The sequence below is a fragment of the Cohnella sp. GCM10012308 genome, from assembly GCF_042649185.1.
GTDB lineage: Bacteria > Bacillota > Bacilli > Paenibacillales > Paenibacillaceae > Cohnella.
Genome location: NZ_JBHRYU010000045.1, coordinates 1 through 20983 on the forward strand (window position 1 = coordinate 1; position 20983 = coordinate 20983).

21 protein-coding genes are annotated in these 20983 nt (G+C 61.2%); 7 read left to right on the forward strand and 14 right to left on the reverse strand.

Going from position 1 to position 20983, the window contains the following annotated elements:
- Positions 1–570: 570 nt before the first annotated feature.
- From ACFOTD_RS31175 to ACFOTD_RS31185, 3 genes are all read right to left on the reverse strand, one after another.
- On the reverse strand, positions 571–771 hold the full coding sequence (locus ACFOTD_RS31175) for a hypothetical protein (RefSeq protein WP_378123854.1): 201 nt from the start codon (positions 769–771) through the stop codon (positions 571–573).
- Positions 772–858: 87 nt separating this feature from the next.
- Positions 859–2256, reverse strand: coding sequence for a (Fe-S)-binding protein (locus ACFOTD_RS31180; protein WP_378123855.1), 1398 nt, complete (start codon positions 2254–2256; stop codon positions 859–861).
- On the reverse strand, positions 2249–3664 hold the full coding sequence (locus tag ACFOTD_RS31185) for an FAD-linked oxidase C-terminal domain-containing protein (protein WP_378123856.1): 1416 nt from the start codon (positions 3662–3664) through the stop codon (positions 2249–2251). The genes ACFOTD_RS31180 and ACFOTD_RS31185 overlap by 8 nt, the downstream gene beginning before the upstream one ends.
- Before the next feature lie 167 nt (positions 3665–3831).
- Between ACFOTD_RS31185 and ACFOTD_RS31190 the strand changes: the two genes are divergently transcribed.
- The 3 genes from ACFOTD_RS31190 (at position 3832) to ACFOTD_RS31200 (ending at position 5794) form a co-directional block, all read left to right on the forward strand.
- Entirely contained in the window at positions 3832–4005 is a 174-nt protein-coding gene (locus ACFOTD_RS31190) for a hypothetical protein (RefSeq protein WP_378123857.1), read from the forward strand.
- Positions 4006–4241: 236 nt separating this feature from the next.
- Positions 4242–4991 carry a FadR/GntR family transcriptional regulator gene (locus ACFOTD_RS31195; protein WP_378123858.1) on the forward strand — a complete coding sequence of 250 codons (750 nt, stop codon included), beginning with the start codon at positions 4242–4244 and terminating at the stop codon, positions 4989–4991.
- A gap of 20 nt (positions 4992–5011) precedes the next feature.
- Positions 5012–5794: an SDR family NAD(P)-dependent oxidoreductase gene (locus ACFOTD_RS31200; protein ID WP_378123859.1), complete on the forward strand. Its 783-nt coding sequence runs from the start codon at positions 5012–5014 to the stop codon at positions 5792–5794.
- Between the two features lie 251 nt (positions 5795–6045).
- Here ACFOTD_RS31200 and ACFOTD_RS31205 read toward each other — a convergent pair whose 3' ends face one another.
- The gene (locus tag ACFOTD_RS31205) at positions 6046–7128 is read right to left on the reverse strand and encodes a glycoside hydrolase family 172 protein (protein WP_378123860.1); all 1083 of its coding nucleotides are present in this window, start codon (positions 7126–7128) and stop codon (positions 6046–6048) included.
- Positions 7129–7314: 186 nt separating this feature from the next.
- Here ACFOTD_RS31205 and ACFOTD_RS31210 point away from each other — a divergent pair, with 186 nt between their 5' ends.
- Positions 7315–8220: a helix-turn-helix domain-containing protein gene (locus tag ACFOTD_RS31210; RefSeq protein ID WP_378123862.1), complete on the forward strand. Its 906-nt coding sequence runs from the start codon at positions 7315–7317 to the stop codon at positions 8218–8220.
- A 35-nt stretch (positions 8221–8255) separates the two neighbouring features.
- Positions 8256–8423, forward strand: a complete 168-nt coding sequence (locus tag ACFOTD_RS31215) for a hypothetical protein (RefSeq protein WP_378123863.1) — start codon at positions 8256–8258, stop codon at positions 8421–8423.
- 57 nt (positions 8424–8480) lie between these two features.
- Here the strand turns inward: ACFOTD_RS31215 and ACFOTD_RS31220 are convergent, their stop codons facing one another.
- The 3 genes from ACFOTD_RS31220 to ACFOTD_RS31230 form a co-directional block, all read right to left on the reverse strand.
- Positions 8481–9689 (reverse strand): sn-glycerol-1-phosphate dehydrogenase, encoded by a 1209-nt coding sequence (locus ACFOTD_RS31220; protein ID WP_378123865.1) that lies wholly within the window; start codon positions 9687–9689, stop codon positions 8481–8483.
- Between the two features lie 84 nt (positions 9690–9773).
- A complete protein-coding gene (locus ACFOTD_RS31225) occupies positions 9774–10793 on the reverse strand; it encodes a sensor histidine kinase (protein WP_378123866.1) in 1020 nt (339 codons plus the stop codon).
- The gene (locus ACFOTD_RS31230; RefSeq protein ID WP_378123910.1) at positions 10790–11461 is read right to left on the reverse strand and encodes a response regulator transcription factor; all 672 of its coding nucleotides are present in this window, start codon (positions 11459–11461) and stop codon (positions 10790–10792) included. Before ACFOTD_RS31230 ends, ACFOTD_RS31225 begins: the two co-directional genes overlap by 4 nt.
- Positions 11462–11661: 200 nt before the next feature.
- Here ACFOTD_RS31230 and ACFOTD_RS31235 point away from each other — a divergent pair, with 200 nt between their 5' ends.
- Positions 11662–12429 (forward strand): ABC transporter ATP-binding protein, encoded by a 768-nt coding sequence (locus ACFOTD_RS31235; RefSeq protein WP_378123867.1) that lies wholly within the window; start codon positions 11662–11664, stop codon positions 12427–12429.
- Positions 12430–12463: 34 nt separating this feature from the next.
- The gene (locus tag ACFOTD_RS31240) at positions 12464–14410 is read left to right on the forward strand and encodes an ABC transporter permease (protein WP_378123868.1); all 1947 of its coding nucleotides are present in this window, start codon (positions 12464–12466) and stop codon (positions 14408–14410) included.
- 120 nt (positions 14411–14530) lie between these two features.
- On the opposite strand, the gene ACFOTD_RS31245 is transcribed toward ACFOTD_RS31240, so the two are convergent.
- From ACFOTD_RS31245 to ACFOTD_RS31275, 7 genes are all read right to left on the reverse strand, one after another.
- Positions 14531–15328, reverse strand: coding sequence for a polysaccharide deacetylase family protein (locus ACFOTD_RS31245; RefSeq protein WP_378123869.1), 798 nt, complete (start codon positions 15326–15328; stop codon positions 14531–14533).
- A gap of 131 nt (positions 15329–15459) precedes the next feature.
- The gene (locus ACFOTD_RS31250; RefSeq protein ID WP_378123871.1) at positions 15460–16059 is read right to left on the reverse strand and encodes a Uma2 family endonuclease; all 600 of its coding nucleotides are present in this window, start codon (positions 16057–16059) and stop codon (positions 15460–15462) included.
- Positions 16060–16190: 131 nt separating this feature from the next.
- On the reverse strand, positions 16191–16649 hold the full coding sequence (locus ACFOTD_RS31255; protein WP_378123872.1) for a hypothetical protein: 459 nt from the start codon (positions 16647–16649) through the stop codon (positions 16191–16193).
- A gap of 121 nt (positions 16650–16770) precedes the next feature.
- Positions 16771–17673 (reverse strand): ABC transporter ATP-binding protein, encoded by a 903-nt coding sequence (locus ACFOTD_RS31260; RefSeq protein ID WP_378123873.1) that lies wholly within the window; start codon positions 17671–17673, stop codon positions 16771–16773.
- The gene (locus tag ACFOTD_RS31265) at positions 17666–18778 is read right to left on the reverse strand and encodes an ABC transporter ATP-binding protein (RefSeq protein ID WP_378123874.1); all 1113 of its coding nucleotides are present in this window, start codon (positions 18776–18778) and stop codon (positions 17666–17668) included. The genes ACFOTD_RS31260 and ACFOTD_RS31265 overlap by 8 nt, the downstream gene beginning before the upstream one ends.
- 397 nt (positions 18779–19175) lie before the next feature.
- Positions 19176–20021 carry an ABC transporter permease gene (locus ACFOTD_RS31270; protein WP_378123876.1) on the reverse strand — a complete coding sequence of 282 codons (846 nt, stop codon included), beginning with the start codon at positions 20019–20021 and terminating at the stop codon, positions 19176–19178.
- Between the two features lie 4 nt (positions 20022–20025).
- Positions 20026–20976 (reverse strand): ABC transporter permease, encoded by a 951-nt coding sequence (locus tag ACFOTD_RS31275; RefSeq protein ID WP_378123877.1) that lies wholly within the window; start codon positions 20974–20976, stop codon positions 20026–20028.
- Positions 20977–20983 lie beyond the last annotated feature (7 nt).

A 20983-nucleotide genomic window follows, 5' to 3' on the forward strand; every position in this document is an offset into this window, starting at 1 on the left:
AGACACCTGGCGAAGACTTCTTCCTGCAAAGGTTCGGGCTTTTGGTGCGCACTGTCGACCATTTATTTACATATTCGTCGGATCAGGCTACAGTTGGCTGCGTAAAACTGCTTTCTCAACAGCCTGAAATATACATCTTTTTTCGCCGATGCCTATCCTTTTGACACGAATACATGCAAAAACGCAGGTATTTTCCTCTATCAATCAGATTTCGGGCTTAAGTATTCGATTTACCTGCGCATTTGCAGGTATTTTATCAAGTGTCGTTGGTCGGTGGAAAATACATGTATAAATGCAGGTTTTTCGTCCCGCGAAGCAACCGAAAATCGCCGGCACGCCGCTTGCGCGCCTGCTTGTCCGTGAATCGCCGCCGCCCGCATCAGAATGGAAAGCACCGACTCTTCTCTCCTTGCAATTACCGGTTCATCGATTGGTTTGGTCATGCGCATTTCATACTTTCTTTAATGGCAAAAAAAGACCGTCCCGATCATGCCGTGACATGTCGGGACAGCCTCTTAAAGCCTATAACGGATCTATGCGTTAAAAAAGACGCTTGCAAGCGGACGGCCTTCACTTGTCCGAAGGCTTGCGGCGGCGCTTGTTCATGCGGGAGAAAATAATGAAAGCGGCGACGATCATGGCCATAAAGCCTACGCTGCTGGCCGGATCGGGCTCCATGCCCAGCAGCAAGCAAACGTTGGTGACAAGGCTTCTGACGAGCAGCGCGGTCACGATGAGCAGCACCGGGCGAATGAAGTTATACTTCCTCAAGGGGCGAACCTCCTAGACTGTTTAACTATCATTATATAGGCTAGACCGCCCATGCGCACGCGCCGCATTCGATTCGTCGAAATTTAATTACGCCTCGTCGCCGGGTTGCGCGATCCGCTCGTACAAGTAATCCACGATATGCATCGCCTTCATGTCGCCGCCGCGGCCGTGCTTGTCGATGCCCAGCTTCATCTGCAGCAGGCAGCCGGGGTTGCTCGTCAGCAAGTACTGCGCCTCCGTTGCGTTGGCATGCTCCATCTTGTGCTCGAGAATCTGGCCGGCCATCTCGGGCTGCGTGACATTGTAGATGCCCGCCGATCCGCAGCAGCGATCGGAATCCCGCATTTCGCAGAAGTGCGCGCCCTTTACCGACTTCATAAGCTTACGCGGCGCTATGGAGCCCTTCATGACATTGCGCAGGTGACAGGAATCCTGATACGTGATCGTTGCCGCAGCCCCTGTCTCCGCGACTGCCTCCGGCACCGCGCCTTTAGCCGCCTCTTCAGCGAAGGCAGGCACGCGGCCCTTATCCACCAGGATCGTGCTGATGTCGACGACGCGCTTCGCGAACCAGGCCGCGTCGGCCGCCCAGGATTCATCCTCGTGCAGCAAATGATCGTACTCGACGAGCAAGGCGCCGCAGCCGCCGGCATTGCTGACGATATAGTCGACGCCGGCATCCTTGAACGCTTTGACATTGACGCGAGCCAGCTCACGTGCCTTATCCATCTCGCCGCTATGCGCGTGAAGCGCGCCGCAGCAGCCCTGCGTCTTGGGGATGACGACGTCGAACCCCGCTTCGGACAGCAGCTTCACCGTGTTGACGTTGGTGTCGGCGAACAGCACGTCCATGATGCAGCCTCTGAACAAGGCGACCGTCGCGATCCGCTGGCCCTTGGCCGGGTAGCGCTCGCCGATCCGCTCGATGACGCCCTGGGACGCCGCTTCCGGCAAGATCTGCTCCATTTCCCGCATATGGGCGGGGAACAGCTTCATGACGCCGGTACCGCGCGCGATCTTTTGCAGACCGGACTTCTGGTACAGCCGGAGCGACTTGCCCAGCAGCTTCATCCGGTTCTGATGCGGGAATACGCCGCGGAAAAACAGCTTGCGCGTCCCGCTCACGATCGCGCCGTGCTTGGCATGGTCCTCGATCGCGTCGCGCGTCTGCTCGATCAGCTGGCCGTACTTGACGTCGGCCGGACAGACCGGCTCGCAAGCGCGGCAGCCGAGGCAGTGGTTCATCTGGTCCTCGAACGCCTGGTCGGGCTCCATCACGCCGTCGACGACGGCCTTCATGAGCGCGATCCGGCCGCGAGGCGATTCGGGCTCGACGCCCGTCTCGCGGAAGGTCGGGCAAGCCGGCAGGCAGAAGCCGCAGCGCATGCAGTTGGTAAGCTGATCGTAGTCAAGCTTCTTCAGCATCGTGCGCGCGAGCGGGTTCGCATGATCGATGTCGGGCTTGCCGAAGGTTTGACTACTCATGCTGCAGCACCACCCTTTTTCTCGTTTCCTTGGCGAACAGCTTGCCCGGGTTGAGCAGCCTGTGCGGATCGAACGCCTGCTTGATGCCCTTCATCATGTCGAGGCCCGCGGATCCGACCTTCCACTCGAGATAAGGCGCCTTGACGATGCCCACGCCGTGCTCGCCCGTAATCGTGCCGCCGAGCTCGATGGACGCCTCGAAAATTTCCGCGAACGCCTGCTCGACCCTGTGCACCTCGTCATGATCTCGCGCGTCCGTCGTCGCTGTCGGATGCAGATTGCCGTCCCCGGCGTGGCCGAACGTCGCGATCGTGACGTTGTACTTGCGCGCGATCTCGTTGATGCGCAGCACCATGTCCGCGATCTTCGAGCGAGGCACGGTCGCGTCCTCGAGGATCGTCGTCGGACGCAGCCGCGCGAGCGCGGTGAACGCGCTCCGCCTTGCGGTCAGCAGCCGCTCCGCCTCCTCGCGGTCGGCGGCGACCTGTACCCGGTCGGCGCGCTCCGCGATGCAGATCTCCTCGATCAGGGCGATATCCCTCTCCACCGCCTCGGGATCGCCGTCCTGCTCGATGAGGAGGATCGCCTCCATGTCGAGCGGCAGCCCGAGCTTCGCGAAGTCGTCGACGACGCGGATCGTCGGATTGTCCATGAACTCGAGCGTAGCCGGAATGATCCGCGCCTCGATAATGCGCGATACGGTGCGCGCCGCGCCATACAGGTCGCGGTACATCGCGAGCATCGTCTTCTTGGCGCGCGGCGGCGGAACGAGCTTCAGCGTCGCTTCGGTGATGATGGCGAGCGTGCCCTCCGAGCCGACCAGCAGCTTGGTCAGATCGTAGCCGGCCACGTCCTTCATCAGCTTGCCGCCCGTGCGGATGATCTCTCCGCTCGCGAGCACGGCTTCCAGGCCGATGACATAATCCTTGGTCGTGCCGTACTTAAGACCTCGCAAGCCGCCTGAGCACTCCGCGATGTTGCCGCCGATCGTCGAGATGCGCATGCTGCTAGGATCCGGCGGATAGAACAGGCCGAGCGACTCGATATGCGCGATGAACTCAGCCGTGATAAGGCCCGGCTGAACGGTCGCCGTCAAATTTTCGAGGTCGACCTCGATAATGCGGTTCATGCGGTGCAGGACCATGACGATGCCGCCCTCAAGCGGAACCGTACCTCCGCACAGATTCGATCCGGAGCCCCTGCTCACCAGCGGCACGCGGTGCTCGGCCAGAATCTTCATGACAGCCGCTACTTCGGCGGTCGAAGCCGGATAGACGACGCCGTCGGGAAGCGCCTGCAGCATCGGCGTCCCGTCGTAAGAATGCGCGACGCGAGCCTCCATATCCTCTCTATAGTAACGATCGCCGACAATGGCACGCAGTTTGGACGCATACGCCTTTTCCGCCATGTTACGTTTCACCCCTAATTGTTCAGGTCATCTGATGACTTTTATTGTAACGGTTTGTTCACTTTTCGTAAATCCCTTTTTCTGCGGCTTTTCTGCGACGAGTGTCGGATGGGTATGGGGCGCCCGGTCTGGGTAATCATAATTATGAAGCTAAAGGAGGGATTCCCATGATTCGCAAGGACGGAGACGTTGAATCCTATACTGAAGCCTCGTCCCCTACGCCGCCAGGCAAGGACGACTTGATGGCGACGGACATGGTGAACGATGCGGTGAAAGAAATGGTCGATTCGGTCGAAGAGACGTTTACGAACCACAAATCCGCCGACGAAAAGAAGAAATAGTAGTCCGTAGGGAGCCGCGGCGGGTAGCCGCGGCTTCTTCCTTGCGCCTCCCGCTGACCGTATCTTCGATGCGGTCGAAGACGCTCCGCAGAGGCTGCCGACCTTCCTCCCACTCTTCGGTATTCGCTGACGCTCTCTCTTGTGCCAAGACTTTTCGCGATATATCATTTATGCTAATACATATCAACGGCCTTATGCGCCGTCCGACGATATCGAAGACGCAAGGAGCGCTGGACATGCGACCGACCAAGATCGAGACGCAAAAAGGACATGAAATCGTCTCGCGCCATATTCGTCAGCAGTTGGAACGCGGAGAGCTCGTGCCCGGACAGAAGCTGCCTTCTCTTGAAAAGCTTGCCGAAGCCTACGGCGTAGGCCGCTCCACTATCCGCGAGGCGATCAGCGCGCTTAAGGCGATGGGCTGGCTGGACGTGCGGCACGGCGGCGGGACCTATGTGGCGAAGTCGCTTCCCGGCGAGGGAACGGGCTCTCTCTTCGACCTGTCTCAGGGTGCGGAGGCGGTGATGGAGATATTGGAGGTCCGCAAAATACTCGAGCGCGGGACGGCCGAGCTGGCTGCCTTGAAACGGAGCGAAGACGATCTTGCGAAGCTGCGAGAGATCTTGGCGACGATGGAGCGGGCGCTCCGGGAGGACGATGCGGAAGGCGGGGAACGCGCCGACCTCGCGTTTCATCAAGCAATCGCGGAGGCCTCGGGCAATCCCGTGCTGAACCAGCTGATGGATTCGATCTCGCAGCGGCTGTCCGAGACGATCGGCCGGACGCGGGAACTATGGTTCTATCAGGAACAGGCCGAGGCTTCCAGGCTGCTGGAGGAGCACCGCGGTATTTACGAGGCGATCGAGGCGCGTGACGCAGGCCAAGCTTCCGAGCGGATCGGGCTGCATTTGTCCAAGGTGGAAAAGGTGCTGCGGACGGCGCTCGACCAGAAGTCGGACGGCGCTGCGGCGCAAGCGCAAGCATAGCTGACGAGGAGGTACAAGCGATGGATCTGGGACTGCGAGGCAAGACCGCGATTATTACGGGCGGGAGCAAGGGGATCGGACTCCATACGGCCCTGCTGCTGGCGGAGGAAGGCGCGAACGTCGTCATCGTCGCCCGCGGGGCGGACGAGCTGGAAAAGGCGGAAGCGCTCATCAAGGAAAAAACGGGGCATGAGCCGCTGGCGATCGTCGCCGACGTAACGAGCGACAGCGACGTGGAATATGCGGTGGTCAAGACGGCGGAACGCTTTGGCGGCATCGATATTCTGGTCAATAACGCCGGCACGTCGAACGCGGCGTCATTCGAGAAGGTCGAGCCTGCCGTCTGGCGCGACGACCTGGACCTGAAGCTGTTCGGCGCAATCCGCTTCACGCAGTCGGCGCTGCCGTACTTGAAGCGCAGCGGCGCGGGCGCCATCGTCAACGTCACGGCCGCTTTTGCCAAGACGCCGGGCGCTTCCTCGCTGCCGACCTCGGTCAGCCGCGCCGCGGGTCTCGCGTTGACCAAGGCGCTGAGCCGCGATCTGGCTGCGGACGGCATCCGCGTGAACACCGTCTGCATCGGGCTCATCCGCAGCAGCCAGATCGAGGCCAAGTGGCAGCGCGAAGCGCCGGAGGTGCCTTGGGAGCAGTATGCGCGCGATCCGAAGCACGGCATTCCGCTCGGCCGGATCGGCGATACTGATGAGGCTGCGCGCGTGATTGCGTTTCTCGTATCCGGCGCAGCCTCCTACGTGTCGGGCACGTCGGTCAACATCGACGGCGGAGCGGCGCCGGCGCTGTAGCAAAAAGAGCGGCACACCGTCCACCGGCTATTTCCCCGGCCGGACGGCGTGTCGCTCTTTTTAGATTGATCGGGTAAGACGACCGTATACCGCTATTCCGCTGGCAGCTACCGATCTCACGCGAATAAGACTTTGGCACATCCTTATTTCAAGCCACACCACCGCATGCGGGTCCTCGCGTAACCGAGCCCGGCCGCGCCTAAAATAGAGAGATAATCCGTCCCCCGTCCCGATGCGCTTCCCTCACTTTGCTAAATGACTTCCCTCGCATCGTTGTCCGGCAGCGTCGGGTGCGGCGCGTGCGGCTCGGACTGGTACCAGAAAGCCGTCGACGCGATGTCGCTCTGCTGCGGCAAATATCGGCCGCCCGAACGCCAGCCCAGGTCCTGGATCGTCACCCGCAAGTCGCTGTCGAAGCGGATCGGGTCCATCACATGCCAGCGATACATGCCGAAGCGCTGCTGACTGCGGTACAAGCCGTCAGGCTTAATAGCCTGATGCATGCCCAGATAAGCGGTCGAATAGGTCCGATACGTGCCCTGCGGCTGCTCCCAATTCCATGCGCCGCCAAAGTAATCCTCGGTCCCCGTGCCGCAGATCGTCGGATGTTCTTTGTCCCCATCCATGTAGAACTTGATCTCGCCTTCGCCCCACCAGCCCGTATTGTTTACCTGCCAAGCCAGATAGACGCCGACGTAATGGCCTTTGCCGCGAACCCCGTCCAGAATCGTGTGTACGTCCTTGTAAGCGACCGGGCTGCTGCGCCGCCACTGCGCATGGAAGTATGCCGCGTCGTCCGGCACCTCGGTGAGCGTATAGTCAATCTGGTAATAGAGCACGGTTTTGTCCGGATTGCGGTTTTCCATCGTGATGCGCGCGGATCGTCGAAAGGGCATTTGCCAGTAGCTGTTGAAGCCGCCCGCCGGATTGACGGCGATCGGCAGCGAATTGACGTCCGCGCGCTCCTGCCACCCGTTGCAGAAGAAGTCGCACATCGGCACCTCGACGGAAGGCGCCTCTTCGCCGTCCCAGTAAAAGCGCAAAATCAGGTTTCGCCACTGATGCGGCGCGCTCGTCATCCATATATGCTGGATGGCTCCCGGACCTTCGATCTCGCCCATGACGAAGGTCGCATTCGGCTCGATCTCGACGGATGGCGACACCTTCCAGCCGACGCCGAGCTCACGCGCGCAATTTGCGCCCGTCCCTTCCGTCGCCATGGCTCCCTGTCCTTTGCCGCCCGTATAGTTCTCGGCGCTGATCGATCTCGTCTTGGCGTCCGACAGCCTCGCCAGATTGCCGAGCCCCAGGTTCAGTCCGTTAAATCCGCTCAATTCAGCCAGCTCCTTCTCCATCGACACGCGTATGCCGTAGCTTGGATCGACGTGCGGGATTATAATTAAAATTGCTAAATGTGATAGCGATTTCAGCAATGATTTTAGCAAACGAACGGGAAATGTTCCTTATTGCGAATTGTGATTATTTAACCGATCTTGCTCTTTTATCGAGGAGGGCTGAACATGACTGCGGCATCCGACACCGTGCGCGAGCTGCTGAGACAGATGTCCCCCAACGTACGCCGGGCCTGGAACCATCGCGCTGTCGGCATGAAGCTCAAGCCGCGCATTATTTTCGACTACGAATTGCTTTATTTAGAAAAAGGCGAGCTGCGTCTTCGAATCGGGAATCGGATGCACACGCTCGTCCCCGGCGACATTCTGCTGCTAAAGCCTGGCGTCGAGCACGAATTTGTCGGCTCTTCGGGCGAATGCTGGATGCCGCATATCCACTTCGACGTCATGGACGATGCATCGTTCGCGGATGTGCCCGTCAACTTCAAGACACGCGCAGAGTGCTCCGAGGCTGAAGTACGGCTCATTCGCCCCGATCACCTGGGCAGCGTGCTGGGCATGCCCGATATCATTCGCATCGGCGGTCATGGGGAGGTCCATCGGCTGCTGATGAAGCTGATCCATGCCTATGACCGGAGAGACGAAGCGTTTATCATCTTGCAAAAATCGCTCGTCCTGCACATTCTTCACCTCCTGCTGACCGGGCTGGAAGCGCAGCACAAGGCACACCTAAGCTTGCACGAGAAAACGCTGGAGCAGGCCGTGACCTTCATTGTCGAGCATTACAACCGGACGGTAAGTCTAGAGGAGCTGTCCAAGCTGGCCTGCTTGAGCGTGTTCCACTTCTCGCGGTTGTTTAAGGAAAAGTTTGGTTTGTCTCCGCAGCAATACCAGATCCGGCAGCGGATCGAGAAGGCGAAGGGCTTCATGATCTACGGGCGGCGTTCGCTGACCTCGATCGCGGAGGAGGTCGGGTACGGGAGCGTGTACGCGTTCAGCAAGGCGTTCAAGCAAGCGGAAGGGGTATCGCCCCGGCAATACATTCGGGCGTATTTGGGGAGAGTGAGGGATTAGTTGGGGGGACCGCGAGCGGGGGGAAGAAGTCTCGGTTGGGACTTCTTGCGGAGCGATGGCTGTTCGGCGGGGCGAAGTGGTCTCGGTTGGGACTTCTCGCGGAGCGGCGGCTGGTCGGCGCGGCGAAGTGGTCTTGCGTGGGACTTCTCGCGGAGCGATGGCTGTTCGGCGGGGCGAAGTGGTCTCAGTGGAGACTTCTTTAGGCTTGGCGACTCTAAAAAACGGCTCCGCCGCCGGCTTGCGGCAGCGGAGCAGGCTTTTCAGGTTCTGCCGTTGATGAGACGCAGCAGCGTCTTGCGGCTCGGGCGGATCTCGTCCGCTTCGCGCAGCGATCGCGCTACCAGCTCGTCGCCGATGCCGAGCGCCTCGGGCAACGCGGGCCCGCCCGCGATTCGCAGCAGCTCCCGGATGCGCGCCGCATCGGGGAGCTCGCCGAGCCAGCCGGCAATCTCCGGCAGCCTGTCGCCCAGCCGCAGGGCAAGCGCAGCAGCAGAACCCGAAGCCTGCGGCTCCGCCGCTTGTCCCAGCCGGATGCGGTAATGCTCGGCGATAACGGCGCATGCCGCGCCGACCTTGGCTCCGTGGAGCACCTGCCGCCGCCCCGTCCGCAGCAGCTCCATTTCCCAATAATGCGATAGATGATGCTCGGCGCCCGAGGCCGAATGGGACTGACCGAAAATGAGCATCGCGAGTCCCGACACGATCAGCGCGCGCGTCAGCGTCTCGATGCCCGCCGGCGTCCGGCCGCCGATCGCCTCGGCGTTCGCGACGCATTCTTCCAGCGCCATGGCGGTTAGCTCGGCGACATACGGATCGTAGTCCTCGCCGCCGATCGTATGTCCGACTTTCCAGTCGAATAAAGACGTGTACTTCCCGAGCATGTCTCCGAAGCCGGCCGCGACCATCGCGCCAGGCGCCAGCGCCAGAATATCCGTATCCGCGAAAATCGCCGAAGGGCCGATCGCCGGGACGGTGATCTTGTCGCCGCGAATGAGCAGCGGCGCGCCCTTCGAGGTGAAGCCGTCGACCGACGGCGCCGTCGGCATCGAGACGAACGGCAGGCCCGACGCGTATGCGGCATAGCGCGTGATGTCGTGCAGCGTGCCCGCGCCTACCGCTACGGCGACGTCCGCTCCGCGCTTCTGGATGTCCAGCAGCGTTTGCACGATCGACGCTTCGTCCGCTACGACGTCTCCCGCTGCGTTCGGCTTTACGAGCGTCGCCTCGGCGACGATCCCCAGCCCGCGGAGCGCCTCGGCCAGCCCGTCGCCGTTCGCCGCTGCCATCGTGATCGGGTCGCCGACCAGCAGCGCGCGACGATGGCCCTTTTCCTTCAAGTAGACCGGCAACCGCGCGGCCGCGCCCGGCGCCAGGACGATCTCGTCCGGAAAGGCCACCTCGGTCAGACGAATGCCTCTCGACTCCGCCCCTTGCTTCACGAATGCGACAATATCGGTATGTTCGTTCACGGTGCCGCTCCTCCTCCTCTAGATGCATGCACTTCCTCACCTAGTAAACGCCTATTCGCGTTCTTGCGCAAGGGCAGGCTTGTCTCAGAGCCGACCGACGTCCATGTACGATCTGAATTTCGGGAAATGAATCGTAAGCCTCGTGCCTGCTTCCGGCTCCGAGCTCACGGACAGCCGGTGCCCGAGCTTGTGCGCCATCTGCCGCGCCAGGTAGAGGCCGAGACCCGTGGACTTGGCATGACTGCGGCCGTTCGTCCCCGTGAAGCCTTTCTCGAAGACGCGGCCCAGCTCCTCCGGCGGAATCCCGATACCGTCGTCCTCGATCCACAGCCGCTTCTCCGCCGCGTCCTCTTCCCAGCCAGCCGAGATCCGGCCCTGCTCCGGCGTATACTTGAGCGCGTTGGCCATGATCTGCTCGACGATGAAGGCGAGCCACTTGCCGTCGCTGTGCGCACGAAGCTCCCCCTCCTGAATCTCGAAGGCGATCCGTTTGTTGATGAACAGCTTGGCGTATTTTCGCACGCTCGCCTTAACGACCGTCTGCAGCGGCAGTTCGGAGATAAAGTAGTCTTTGGAGAAGGAATCGATGCGCGAGAAATACAAAGCCTGCTCCACGTAGCTGTCGATCTTGGCGATCTCGTCCTCCAGCTTGTCCGCAAGCGGCTCGGGCAGCGCCTCCTCCCGCTCAAGAAGCAGCCGAATGGCGGCGATCGGCAGCTTCACCTCGTGAATCCAGGACATGACGAAGTCCTGATGCTCGCGAATCTCGGCACGCAGACTGCTCAGCCGTGCCTCGTGCTCCTCCTGACGACGCCGAGAGAAGGCCAGCAACCGGGCTTGTCCCCGCGTCAGCGGCTTCGGCAGATGGTCGACCTTGACGTCCCTGGCGTCCATGCTCAGCTCAATCTCCCGGTAAAACCCTCTTCGGTGCATATAGCCCGCGCATGCATATATGATCGTAAAAACGATGCAAGCGGAAGCTGTATACAGGACGGTGCCCGAATCGACGCCGCTGACCGCCATCATCAGGGCGACGAATGCAGTCAGGCCTGCCGCGAACGCAAAAAACGGCGCTTTGTCTCTGGCATAATCGGCGAATGTCATGGCACGATGTACCCCTGTCCTTTGCGAGTCGCGATGAAATCCTCACGGCCCAGCTCCGCCAGCTTCCGCCGCAGCCGTCCGATGTTGACGGTCAGCGTATTCTCGTCCACGAAGCTCTCGTCCTCCCAGAGCGCGCGCATGATCTTCGTGCGGCCGACGATGGCGCCTTTGTTCCGCATGAGGAGGCTCAAGATCGCGAATTCGGTCTTGGTCAGCTCCGCCCGGCTGTCGCCCCGCACGACCGTCCCGTCCTTGAGGTCGAGCACGACGCCGTCGTGCTCGATGACGCTGGCGGGCGCATCGAGATAGGTATACGTCCGCCTTAGCAGGGCTTGGATCTTGGCTACGAGCACGTCCATATGAAACGGTTTCTGAACGAAATCGTCCCCGCCCATATTCATGGACATGACCATGTCCATCGGCGTGTCCCGCGAGGAGAGGAACAGGATGGGCACCTTCGAAAGCTCCCGGATCCGGCCGCACCAGTAGAAGCCGTCGAACGAGGGCAGGTTGATGTCCATCAGCACCAGATGCGGCGACTCCCGGACGAATGCCGCCAGTACCTCGCCGAAGTCTTCCGCGAGACAGGTCTCGAAGCCCCACTTGCCGAGCGCTTCGGCGATCAGCTCCCGGATCGTCGGATCGTCCTCCACGATCATGATTTTCATGCTCATACGCATGCCTCCCCAGGCCGTTCGCCTTTCGCATGAGTCATTCATAACATCCCCGCCGCCCCCGCGCAACACGCCGTATGTGACAATATTGTTAGGTTGGGCGCTCCGGCTGTTCGGTTGAACGCATAAGGGATCCTGTACAATAAGTATCGCAGGCCTGACGCTCTTGAATGGCGGAGATGGAGGTATTGAAGATGAAAACGATCGTGGAAGCGAGAAACGTGCAAAAGACGTACGGCGCGAGAGGCAATCTGTTCACCGCGCTGCAGCATATCGACCTGACCGTCGCGGAAGGCGAGTTCGTCGGCATCATGGGGCCGTCCGGCTCGGGCAAGTCGACCCTGCTGAACCTGCTGTCGACGATCGACAAGCCGACCTCGGGCGAGATCGAGGTAGACGGCGTCAGCATTCTGAATATGGACGAGGCTCGGATGTCGGCATTCCGCAGGGACCGGCTGGGCTTCATTTTCCAGGACTTCAATCTGCTCGATACGCTGACGGTCCGGGAAAACATCGTCCTGCCGCTGGCGCTGGCGCGCGCCGACCTCGGGGAGCTCGAGCGCCGCGCGCTTGAGATCGCCGAGCGCTTCGGCATCCGGGACATTCTGGACAAGTACCCGTACCAGATCTCCGGCGGGCAGAAGCAGCGCACGGCGGCCTCCCGCGCGATCGTCGCGAAGCCTAGCCTCGTGCTGGCCGACGAACCGACCGGCGCGCTCGATTCGAAGTCCGCCACGGACCTGCTCGAGTGCCTGCAGGAGCTCAATATGCGCGAGCGCGCGACCATCCTCATGGTCACGCACGATCCGTTCGCCGCCAGCTATTGCTCACGCGTGCTGTTCATCAAGGACGGAAGCGTCTTCACCGAGGTCGGCAGAGGCGAGAAGGCGCGGCCGCTATTTTTCAAAAAAATCATGGACGTGCTGTCGGTACTCGGCGGCGGCGCGCCGGTCGGCGGATGATTCGGCGCGCGATCGCGGAAAGGAGAGGCTCGGCATGACGCCATGGGATCTGGCCAAGAAAAACATGAGAGGCAACGCCCGGAACTACGCAATTTATTTTGTCTCGATGCTGGTCAGCGTCGTCATTTATTATACGTTCGTCAGCCTTCAGTACAGCAAAGACATCGAGGCCGGGATGGCTTCCTCGCAAAACCTCCGCACGGTATTCATGGGCTCGTCGGTCGTGCTGGCCTTGTTCGCAGCCGTATTCATCGGCTACTCCAACGCCTTCTTCACGCGCAACCGCAAAAAGGAAATCGGGCTGTACGCGCTGCTTGGCGTTCGGCGCAAAACGATCGGACAAATGCTGCTCTACGAAAATCTGATCCTGGGCGCCGTCGTGTTGGCCGCTGGCATCGGCCTCGGCACGCTGCTGTCCAAGCTGTTCGGCATGATTCTGGTCCGGCTGCTTGGCACGGACGCGACGACGTCCGTCGGCTTCGGACTCTCGCTCGAAGCGGCGGCGAACACGATCGCCGTGTTCGCTCTTATCGTCCTGGCGACCTCGCTCTTCAGCTATCGGCTCATCTACAAGTTCTCGCTCATCGAGCTGTTCAGAGCGGACAAAAAGGGCGAGCCCGCGCCCCGCGTCTCGGTATGGGCGGCGCTCGCTGCCGCGCTGCTGATCGCGGCGGGCTACATCGCGGCGCTTCAGGAGATTCATACCACGGAGCAGTTCGCACTGAATATGGGCATCGCCCTGGTCTGCATCCTGCTCGGCACCTGGCTGCTGTTCCGCGCGGCCGTGCCGGCGCTGCTCGCAGCCTGGCGCAGGAACAAATCCCGCTATTACCGGGGCACCGCCATGATCGGGGTATCGCAGCTGCTGTTCCGCGTCCGCGGCCATGTCCGTACTTTTTCGATGATCGCGCTGCTGAGCGGCATCACCCTCGGCATTTTCAGCATCGTATACATCCAATACTACTTCGCGGAGCGCAGCACCGCCGAGAGCCGCCCGTTCAGCTATGAGCATACGTCCGTCGATCCCGCATTCGACGACAGCGTCCGGGGCGTTATCGACGCGGACATGGAGCACCCGGTCGTCTCGCATCTCTCGATTCCCGTCATCGAGTTGGACGCGAGCCTGACCAACCTGCGCGACATTCCGATACATTACTACTCGTACGCCGAGCCGGGCAAGGCAGTATCGGTATTGTCCGCCAGCGCCTACAACGAGGCATCCGAGGCGCTCGGACGGCATGAGACGGTCCGTCTGGCCGCGGGGGAAGCGGCGGCGATCCGGCCGATGCTGGACGATCAGACGTTTGCGGAATACGCCGATCAATCGCTTGAATTGCGCATCGGAGACGGGAAAAGAGCGCTGCCCTTTGCGGCCTTGCTGGAAGGCCGCGTGCTGAGCTGGCGGTTCCCGGACTTGTTCGTGGTCGTCGACGACGGGACGTGGGCCGAGCTCGCGAAGGCGGCAGCACCTACGGTATTCGAGGTCTATAGCGTCGAAGGCCAAGAGAAGGCGGGCGCGACCGCCGACCGGCTAAGCGCGATGGCCGCCGGCCGCGACGAGGTGCGCCTGAGCACGTTTTACGAGGAATACAAGCGTACGCAGGAAGAGTCGGGGCTGTTTCTATTCATCGTCGGATTTCTCGGGCTCGTCTTCCTCGCGGCTACGGGCAGCATGATCTACTTCAAGCAAATGACGGAAGCGCACGCGGACATCGGGCGGTACGCGGTGCTTCGCAAGCTTGGCGTCAGCCGCCGGGAGCTGCGGCGGACGATCGCCTGGCAGACGCTGTTCGTCTTCGTCCTGCCGCTCGCGGTTGGCACCGCTCACGGCTACGTGATCATGAAGGTATTCACTGCCGGACTTGTGGGCATGAACTTCACGATCCCGATCCTGCTGTCGATGGGCGCGTATGTCGCGGTGTACTTCGTCTACTATGCGGTATGCGTCTATTCGAACGACCGGATTCTGAATCCGGCTTGACGGGGTACTTGCGGCACAAAGAGCAGAGACCGAGCGGTCTCTGCTCTTTCCGAGAGGGGATACGGACTGCCTCCGCCGCGTGTTGCAAACCACGGGTCCCGCTTGGACTCATGCCTACATCTACAAACGCTTCAGCTCGCCCGGAGCGACCGGGACGGCCTTTCCGTCGGCCTGGATCCACACCTCGAGCGCGGACGGATTGTGCACGATCGTGCAGTCGGCGGTAAAGCGCAAGCGGTCGAGCGCCTGCTTGTAGGCGACGATCTCGGCATTGGTTGCCTTCCAAACGTCATCCGCATCGACGAGCAGCCCTCCGACGGCATCGACCAGATTCCAGTTATCGTCCGCGTCGAACTCGTAGCTATGCCCCCAAATATAAAGCAGCGACATTCTGCCAAAGTAGTCCTGGTATTCCAGATAAGCCTGCGTGCGCTCCACCATCTGCTTGTGATGGCAGGTCGGATGCCAACGCAGAAAATCCGCAGGCAGCTCGAAGCCGCCGTGACTGTTCACCGTGCGGGCGTATTCAATGCCGAACGCGGGCAGCGCCGCGACGACCCGGTCATCGTATGTACCGAACGGATAGCTCATGCCGCGGATGGGGTAGCCTGCCAATCGCTCTAAAGCCTTGCGGTCCCCCGCGATCTCTCCGGCGAGCGCATCGGTCGGAAGCAGGTCGAGAAACGGATGGCTGATCGAATGCGCCGACACCTCGTGACCGGCAAACAGTTCGGCGATCTCGTCGGAAGCGATAAACCCCTCTTGGTCCAGCTTTCCGGAATTCAGGTGAAAGGTCCCTTTGAGACCATATCGGTTCATCATCTCGACCAGCCTGCGGTCTTGCACTCTGCCGTCGTCGAAGCTGAACGTAACCGCCTTGCTTCGTCCTCCCGGAAAACACTTGAATTGAATGCTCACGCGCCCGATCTCTCCTCTGAGCCGATGGCCGGCTTTATTCCTTTACCGCCTTAATATATAAGCGCATGAATGAGCATGTCAAACGTCTTGTTCAGCTGACCTTGCCGGCTCGAAACGCGTGTCGCCCGGCTTCAGCCGCCCGCGAGCAAACGTCCGATCTGCTCCTCCGCGAACAATTCGCTCAGAGCGAACGAGATGCACGGCAGCTTGTCCGATACGACGCGCTCCTCTCCCTCGAACAGATCGGTCAACGTCAGGCGGCTGCCATCCTGCTCGTAACGCTCCAACGTCCGGGCCACCGGATCGAGGATCCAGTACTCCTGCACGCCGTGCTTCCCGTAGATGTCCAGCTTGCGGACCTTGTCCCTATGTCTGGAACCTGGCGACAGCACCTCCACGACGAGATCGGGCGCGCCTTCGATGCCGCGCATCGTCATGATGTCCGTACGGCCCCGATGGATGAAGATGACGTCCGGCTGCGTGACGTTTCTCGGGCTTAAAATGACGTCGAGGGGCGCTGTTAGGATAAAATAATCAGTGCCGCAACTTTGAGTCGTGAGATAAGTCAACTTGCCTCCCAGTATCTGATGTACGAGCGACGGACCCGACATCAACTCGAGCGCCCCGTCGAGCACCTCGTACCGCTGTCCGTCCTCCGGCAGCTCCGCATAAATGTCGTACGTCACGCGCTTTTCTCTGATTGCGTCTTCCCATTCCTTTTTTTTATCCATGGCAGGCATCCTCCCTTTAGCAAAAAAGCCCCGTCAAAGCGACACATGACGTGTTCGGCTCTGACGGGGCGCTTCCCCGCGTTCATTCTTGTCTCCATTATGGACAAGGCTGGATAATCTGTCAATGAAACTTATCGCTGAATCGGTTCGATCAGGTAGACGCTACGGCCTTCGCCGGAAGCCTCCGCCGACTTCTCCTCTTCCTCGCGAACCTGCCAGCCAAAGGACAGGACGGAAGCCAGACGCTCTTTCTCCTCCGGCTTCAGCGAGGCGCGGACCGCCTCGGCCCCTGCCTCCAGCAGGAGCTCCGGCTGAAGGCCGAGCGCGACGCGGATCCAGCTGTGAATGCCCCGCACCGTGTTGTACTTGATCTGGTATCCGTGCGTTACTGCCGCTTCGAACGTCTCGGGCTCTTCCGCAGCAAATGCCGAGAGCGCCTCGTACTTAAACTGAAACGGACTCTCGTCAATCGGCAGCTCGCCCGACCGGACGCGCGCAATCAGCTCCTCGCTCGTCCATCCCCGCGACTTCAGCGACTCTACCAACAAGGCGTCCCACTGGGACAGCTTCGCCTGATTTGTCGTGCTCATGCTTCATCCGCTCCTTCACCATAACTCTTTGAAATGATTGCTCAATTCGCGCTGCAGCCACGCTTTCCTCGCTCGCTCCGACGACAGTCGCCGTGCCTAATACCTTGCGCTCCCTGGCTGATTACGGGATCGCGGCGAAGTGCCCCGGTCCGACCTCGCGCAGCGGAGCGCCTTCGCCGGTCCACGCCGCGCGGTCCCAAGCGATTCGCTTGGCCGCGGCCCGCGGGTCCGGGACCGGGATCGCCGACAGCAGCGCCTGCGTGTAAGGGTGCAGCGGATTGTCGTACAGCTCGTCGCTGTCCGCCACCTCGACAAGGCGGCCGCCGTACATGACGCCGATCCGGTCGGAGATGTGGCGGACCATCGACAGGTCGTGCGCGATAAACAGGTACGTCAGGCCGAATTCGGCCTGCAGGTCCTCGAGCATGTTCACGACCTGCGCCTGCACGGATACGTCGAGCGCCGAGATCGGCTCGTCGCAGACGACGAATTCCGGCCGGACCGAGAGCGCCCTTGCGATCGACAGCCGCTGCCGCTGCCCGCCGCTGAACTCGTGCGGATAGCGGGTCAGATGCTCCGGCTTGAGACCGACCTTCTCGAGCAGCTCCGCGACCGCTTCCTTGCGGGCGCTGCCTGTATGCACGCCGTGAATGTCCATCGGCTCGCCGACCAGCTCAAGCACGTTCATGCCCGGGTTCAGCGACGAGTACGGGTCCTGGAAAATGCTCTGGATTCGCCGCCGGAAGGGCCGCAGCGCTTTGTCGTCCAGCGCGGACAGCGGCTGGCCGTCGTACAGAACCTCGCCCTCGGTATAATCGTACAGCCGCAGCAAGCAGCGACCGACCGTCGACTTGCCGCTGCCCGACTCGCCCACAAGGCCGAACGTCTCGCCTTTGCGAATGCCGAAGCTCACGCCGTCGACCGCTTTTAACACCTGCGTCGTTCTGCCCCAGACGTCCTTTTCCTTGGCAAAATGCTTCTTGAGACCCCGGACGTCCACCAGCGTTTTGGCCGCTTTATCCATCCGAATCCCTCCCCGCGTTCTCGCCGACGCCGCTCTCCGCTACGCCTGGTCCGCCGGCGCCGTCGACGCGGTCATCGTTTGCTGCCGTTACTGCCTCCAGCTTCGCCCCGCTCGCATCGCTTCCGGCCGCCGAATGCTCCGCATCGTGCAGCCAGCACAGCGCCCGGTGGCCATCGCCGAGCTCGAACAACGGCGGCCGCTCCGTGCACTTGCCGAAAGCATGCGGGCAGCGCTCGATGAACGGACAGCCCGGCGGGGGATCCAGCAGATCCGGCGGCGTGCCCTCGATCGGTACGAGCCGCTCGCGCGTGCCCCCTCCGCTCTTCGGCACCGACTTCAGCAGCCCCTGCGTGTAAGGATGACCGGGGCGGTAGAAGATATCCTCCACGGTCCCTTCCTCCATCACCATGCCGCCGTACATGACGACGACACGCGTGCACACTTGGGCGACGACCCCGAGATCGTGCGTGATCAGCACGATGCCCATGTTCGACTTCGCCTTGATATCCTTCAGCAGATCGAGGATCTGCGCCTGGATCGTCACGTCCAGCGCCGTCGTCGGCTCGTCGGCGAGCAGCAGCTCCGGCTCGCAGGAGAGCGCCATCGCGATCATGACCCGCTGCCGCATGCCCCCGCTGAACTCGTGCGGATACTGCTCGAGCCGGCGCTCGGGCTCGCCGATGCCGACCTCGCGCAGCTTGGCTGCCGCCTCCAGCCTCGCGGCTTCTTTGCCGAGCCCGCGGTGCCTGCGTATAACTTCCGTCATCTGCGCGCCGATCTTTTTTACCGGATTGAGCGCCGTCATCGGATCCTGGAATACCATCGCGATCCGATTGCCCCGAAGCTTGCGCCAGCGGCTGTCCGACCAGCCCAGCAGACTCTCGCCGCGATAACAGATATCGCCGCCGATGACGCGGCCCGGCGGACGGATGAGGCCCAGCGCCGCCTTCGCCGTCACGCTTTTTCCGCTGCCGGACTCGCCGACGATGCCGACCGTTTCCCCCGCGTCGACGTGAAGGCTCACGCCCCGCACAGCCTGGTTCTCCCCGCTCCGGGAGTAGAACGACACGCGGAGATCCTCCATTTCTAGCAGCCGTTCCGTCATGTCCCGTTCCCTCCTTTTACATTGCGTGATGCTGCCTTCCATCTGTGTCGCCGTGTTGTATCTAAATGAGACATTTCGAATTCAGTTGCCATATTGCGCCATTTCGAACCTCAGTCGCCATTTCGAACCTCAGTCGCCACTTCGAACCTCAGTCGCCACTTCGAACGGACACAGCTTCCGCTATTCCTCTCCATAACGACCAAATCCGGTCCGCCGCGGACCCAGGATCCGCTATTGGCCCCGATTACACCGAATTCCGCGCGCAAATCCACGTATAAGGGATCTGTAGTCCGCCACCCACGCGCTAACCGCATTTTCAGCAAAATAACGGATTGTGTGTCCGAAAAGCACTTTGCCAGCAGCTGCGTCACTGCGAGGGGGCGCGAATCAGAATGTCCTACCGCTTCACTAGCTTCGGCTCGAAGCCCACGCGCAGAATGTCGCCCAGCACGTTGAAGCTGAGCACCGTGAGCAGGATGAACAAGCCCGGGAACACCGCCAGGTAAGGCGCCTGCCCGATCAAGCCCTGGGCGTTGTTCAGCATGCTGCCCCAGGTTGCATTCGGCGCCTGGACGCCGAAGCCGAGGAAGCTGAGCGACGATTCCATCATGATCGCGGAGGCGATGTTGTTCGTCGCCCCGACGATGACGATCGGCATCAGGTTAGGCAGGATGTGTCTGCGGACGATGCCGAAGGCGCCTTGGCCCGACGCTCGCGCATACAGCACGTACTCCCGCTCCTTGAGCGACATCGTCTCCGCCCTGACGATCCGCGCGATGTTCATCCACATGAGGAGCGAGATAATGATGATGAGATTGCCGACGCTGGGCTTCAGGAACACGCTCAACAGCAGCAGGATGAGAAAGGAAGGGATCGACATGACGACTTCGACGAGCCGCATGAGCAGGTTATCGATCCAGCCGCCGAAATAGCCGCTCACGACGCCGACGACAACGCCGATTCCCGTCGCGAGGATCATCGACGCGAAGCCGACCGTAAGCGAGACGCGGCCGCCGTACAGCGCTCTTGTAAAGTAATCGCGCCCGTAGTCGTCCGTCCCGAACCAATGCGCCCCGCTTGGCGGCTTTAGGCGCTCGAGCGCGTTCAGCGCGTTCGGATCGTGCGGGGACAGAAAGGCCAGCGCGGCCGCAATCGTGAATAGGATGAGAATAACGATGCCTGCGATTCCGAATACGCTCGACCGCAGCTCGTCCGCGACGCTTCGCCATTTGCTCCGGTTCATGTGTTCACCTCTTTGAATTGATTCTCGGGTCCGCTACGCCGTACAGCAGATCCGCGGCCAGATTGCCCAGGATGAGCATGATGGAGGAGAACAGCGTGATGCCCATGATGACCGGATAATCCATGCCCCGGACCGCCGTCATGCCAAGCGAGCCGATGCCCGGCCAGGAGAACACCGTCTCCGTCACGATAGCGCCGGCGACCAGCTCGCCCATCGACATGCCGAGCAGCGTGATGATCGGCAGCAGCACGTGCTTCATCACGTGACGCAGGAGCACGATGCGCTTGGTCGAGCCGAACGCGTATTGAATCTGCACATAATCCTCGCGCAGCTGCCCGATCGTGCTGGACCGGATATACCGGACGTAGATCGCCAGGAAGCTGAACGCCAGCACGATGCATGGCATAATGCCGTGCTTCAGTACGTCGAGCGCGCTGTCCACGCCGATCGTGCGCATGCCCATGCTGGGGAGCCAGTGCAGATGGATGGAAAAATAGTAAATCAGCAAAATGGCGAGCCAGAACAGCGGAACCGAAATTCCGACGTAGGCGACGAGGTTGACGAGCTTGTCGATCCAGCGGCCGCGATTCGCGCCGGCCAGCAGACCGAGCGGGATCGCCAGCAGCACGGCGAGCGCAAGCGCGGCGCCCATCAGCCCCGCGGTGGCGGGCAAGCGGTCCAGAATCTGCTCCATCACAGGCTGATGGTTGACGAGCGAGTAGCCGAGATTGCCGGTCACGGCTTCCTTGATCCACAAAAAGTACTGGATATAGGCCGGCTTATCCAAGCCGAGATTGTGACGGATGCGCTCGATGTCCTCGGCATGCATGTTCGGCGTGACGAACGACAGCACCGGGTCGCCCGGCGCCAGCTTGATCATCGCGAAGCAGACGATCGAGACGAATATCAGCAGCGGTATCGTCTGCAAGAGCCTTCTAATTAAGAGTTGTCTCATTCGGTAC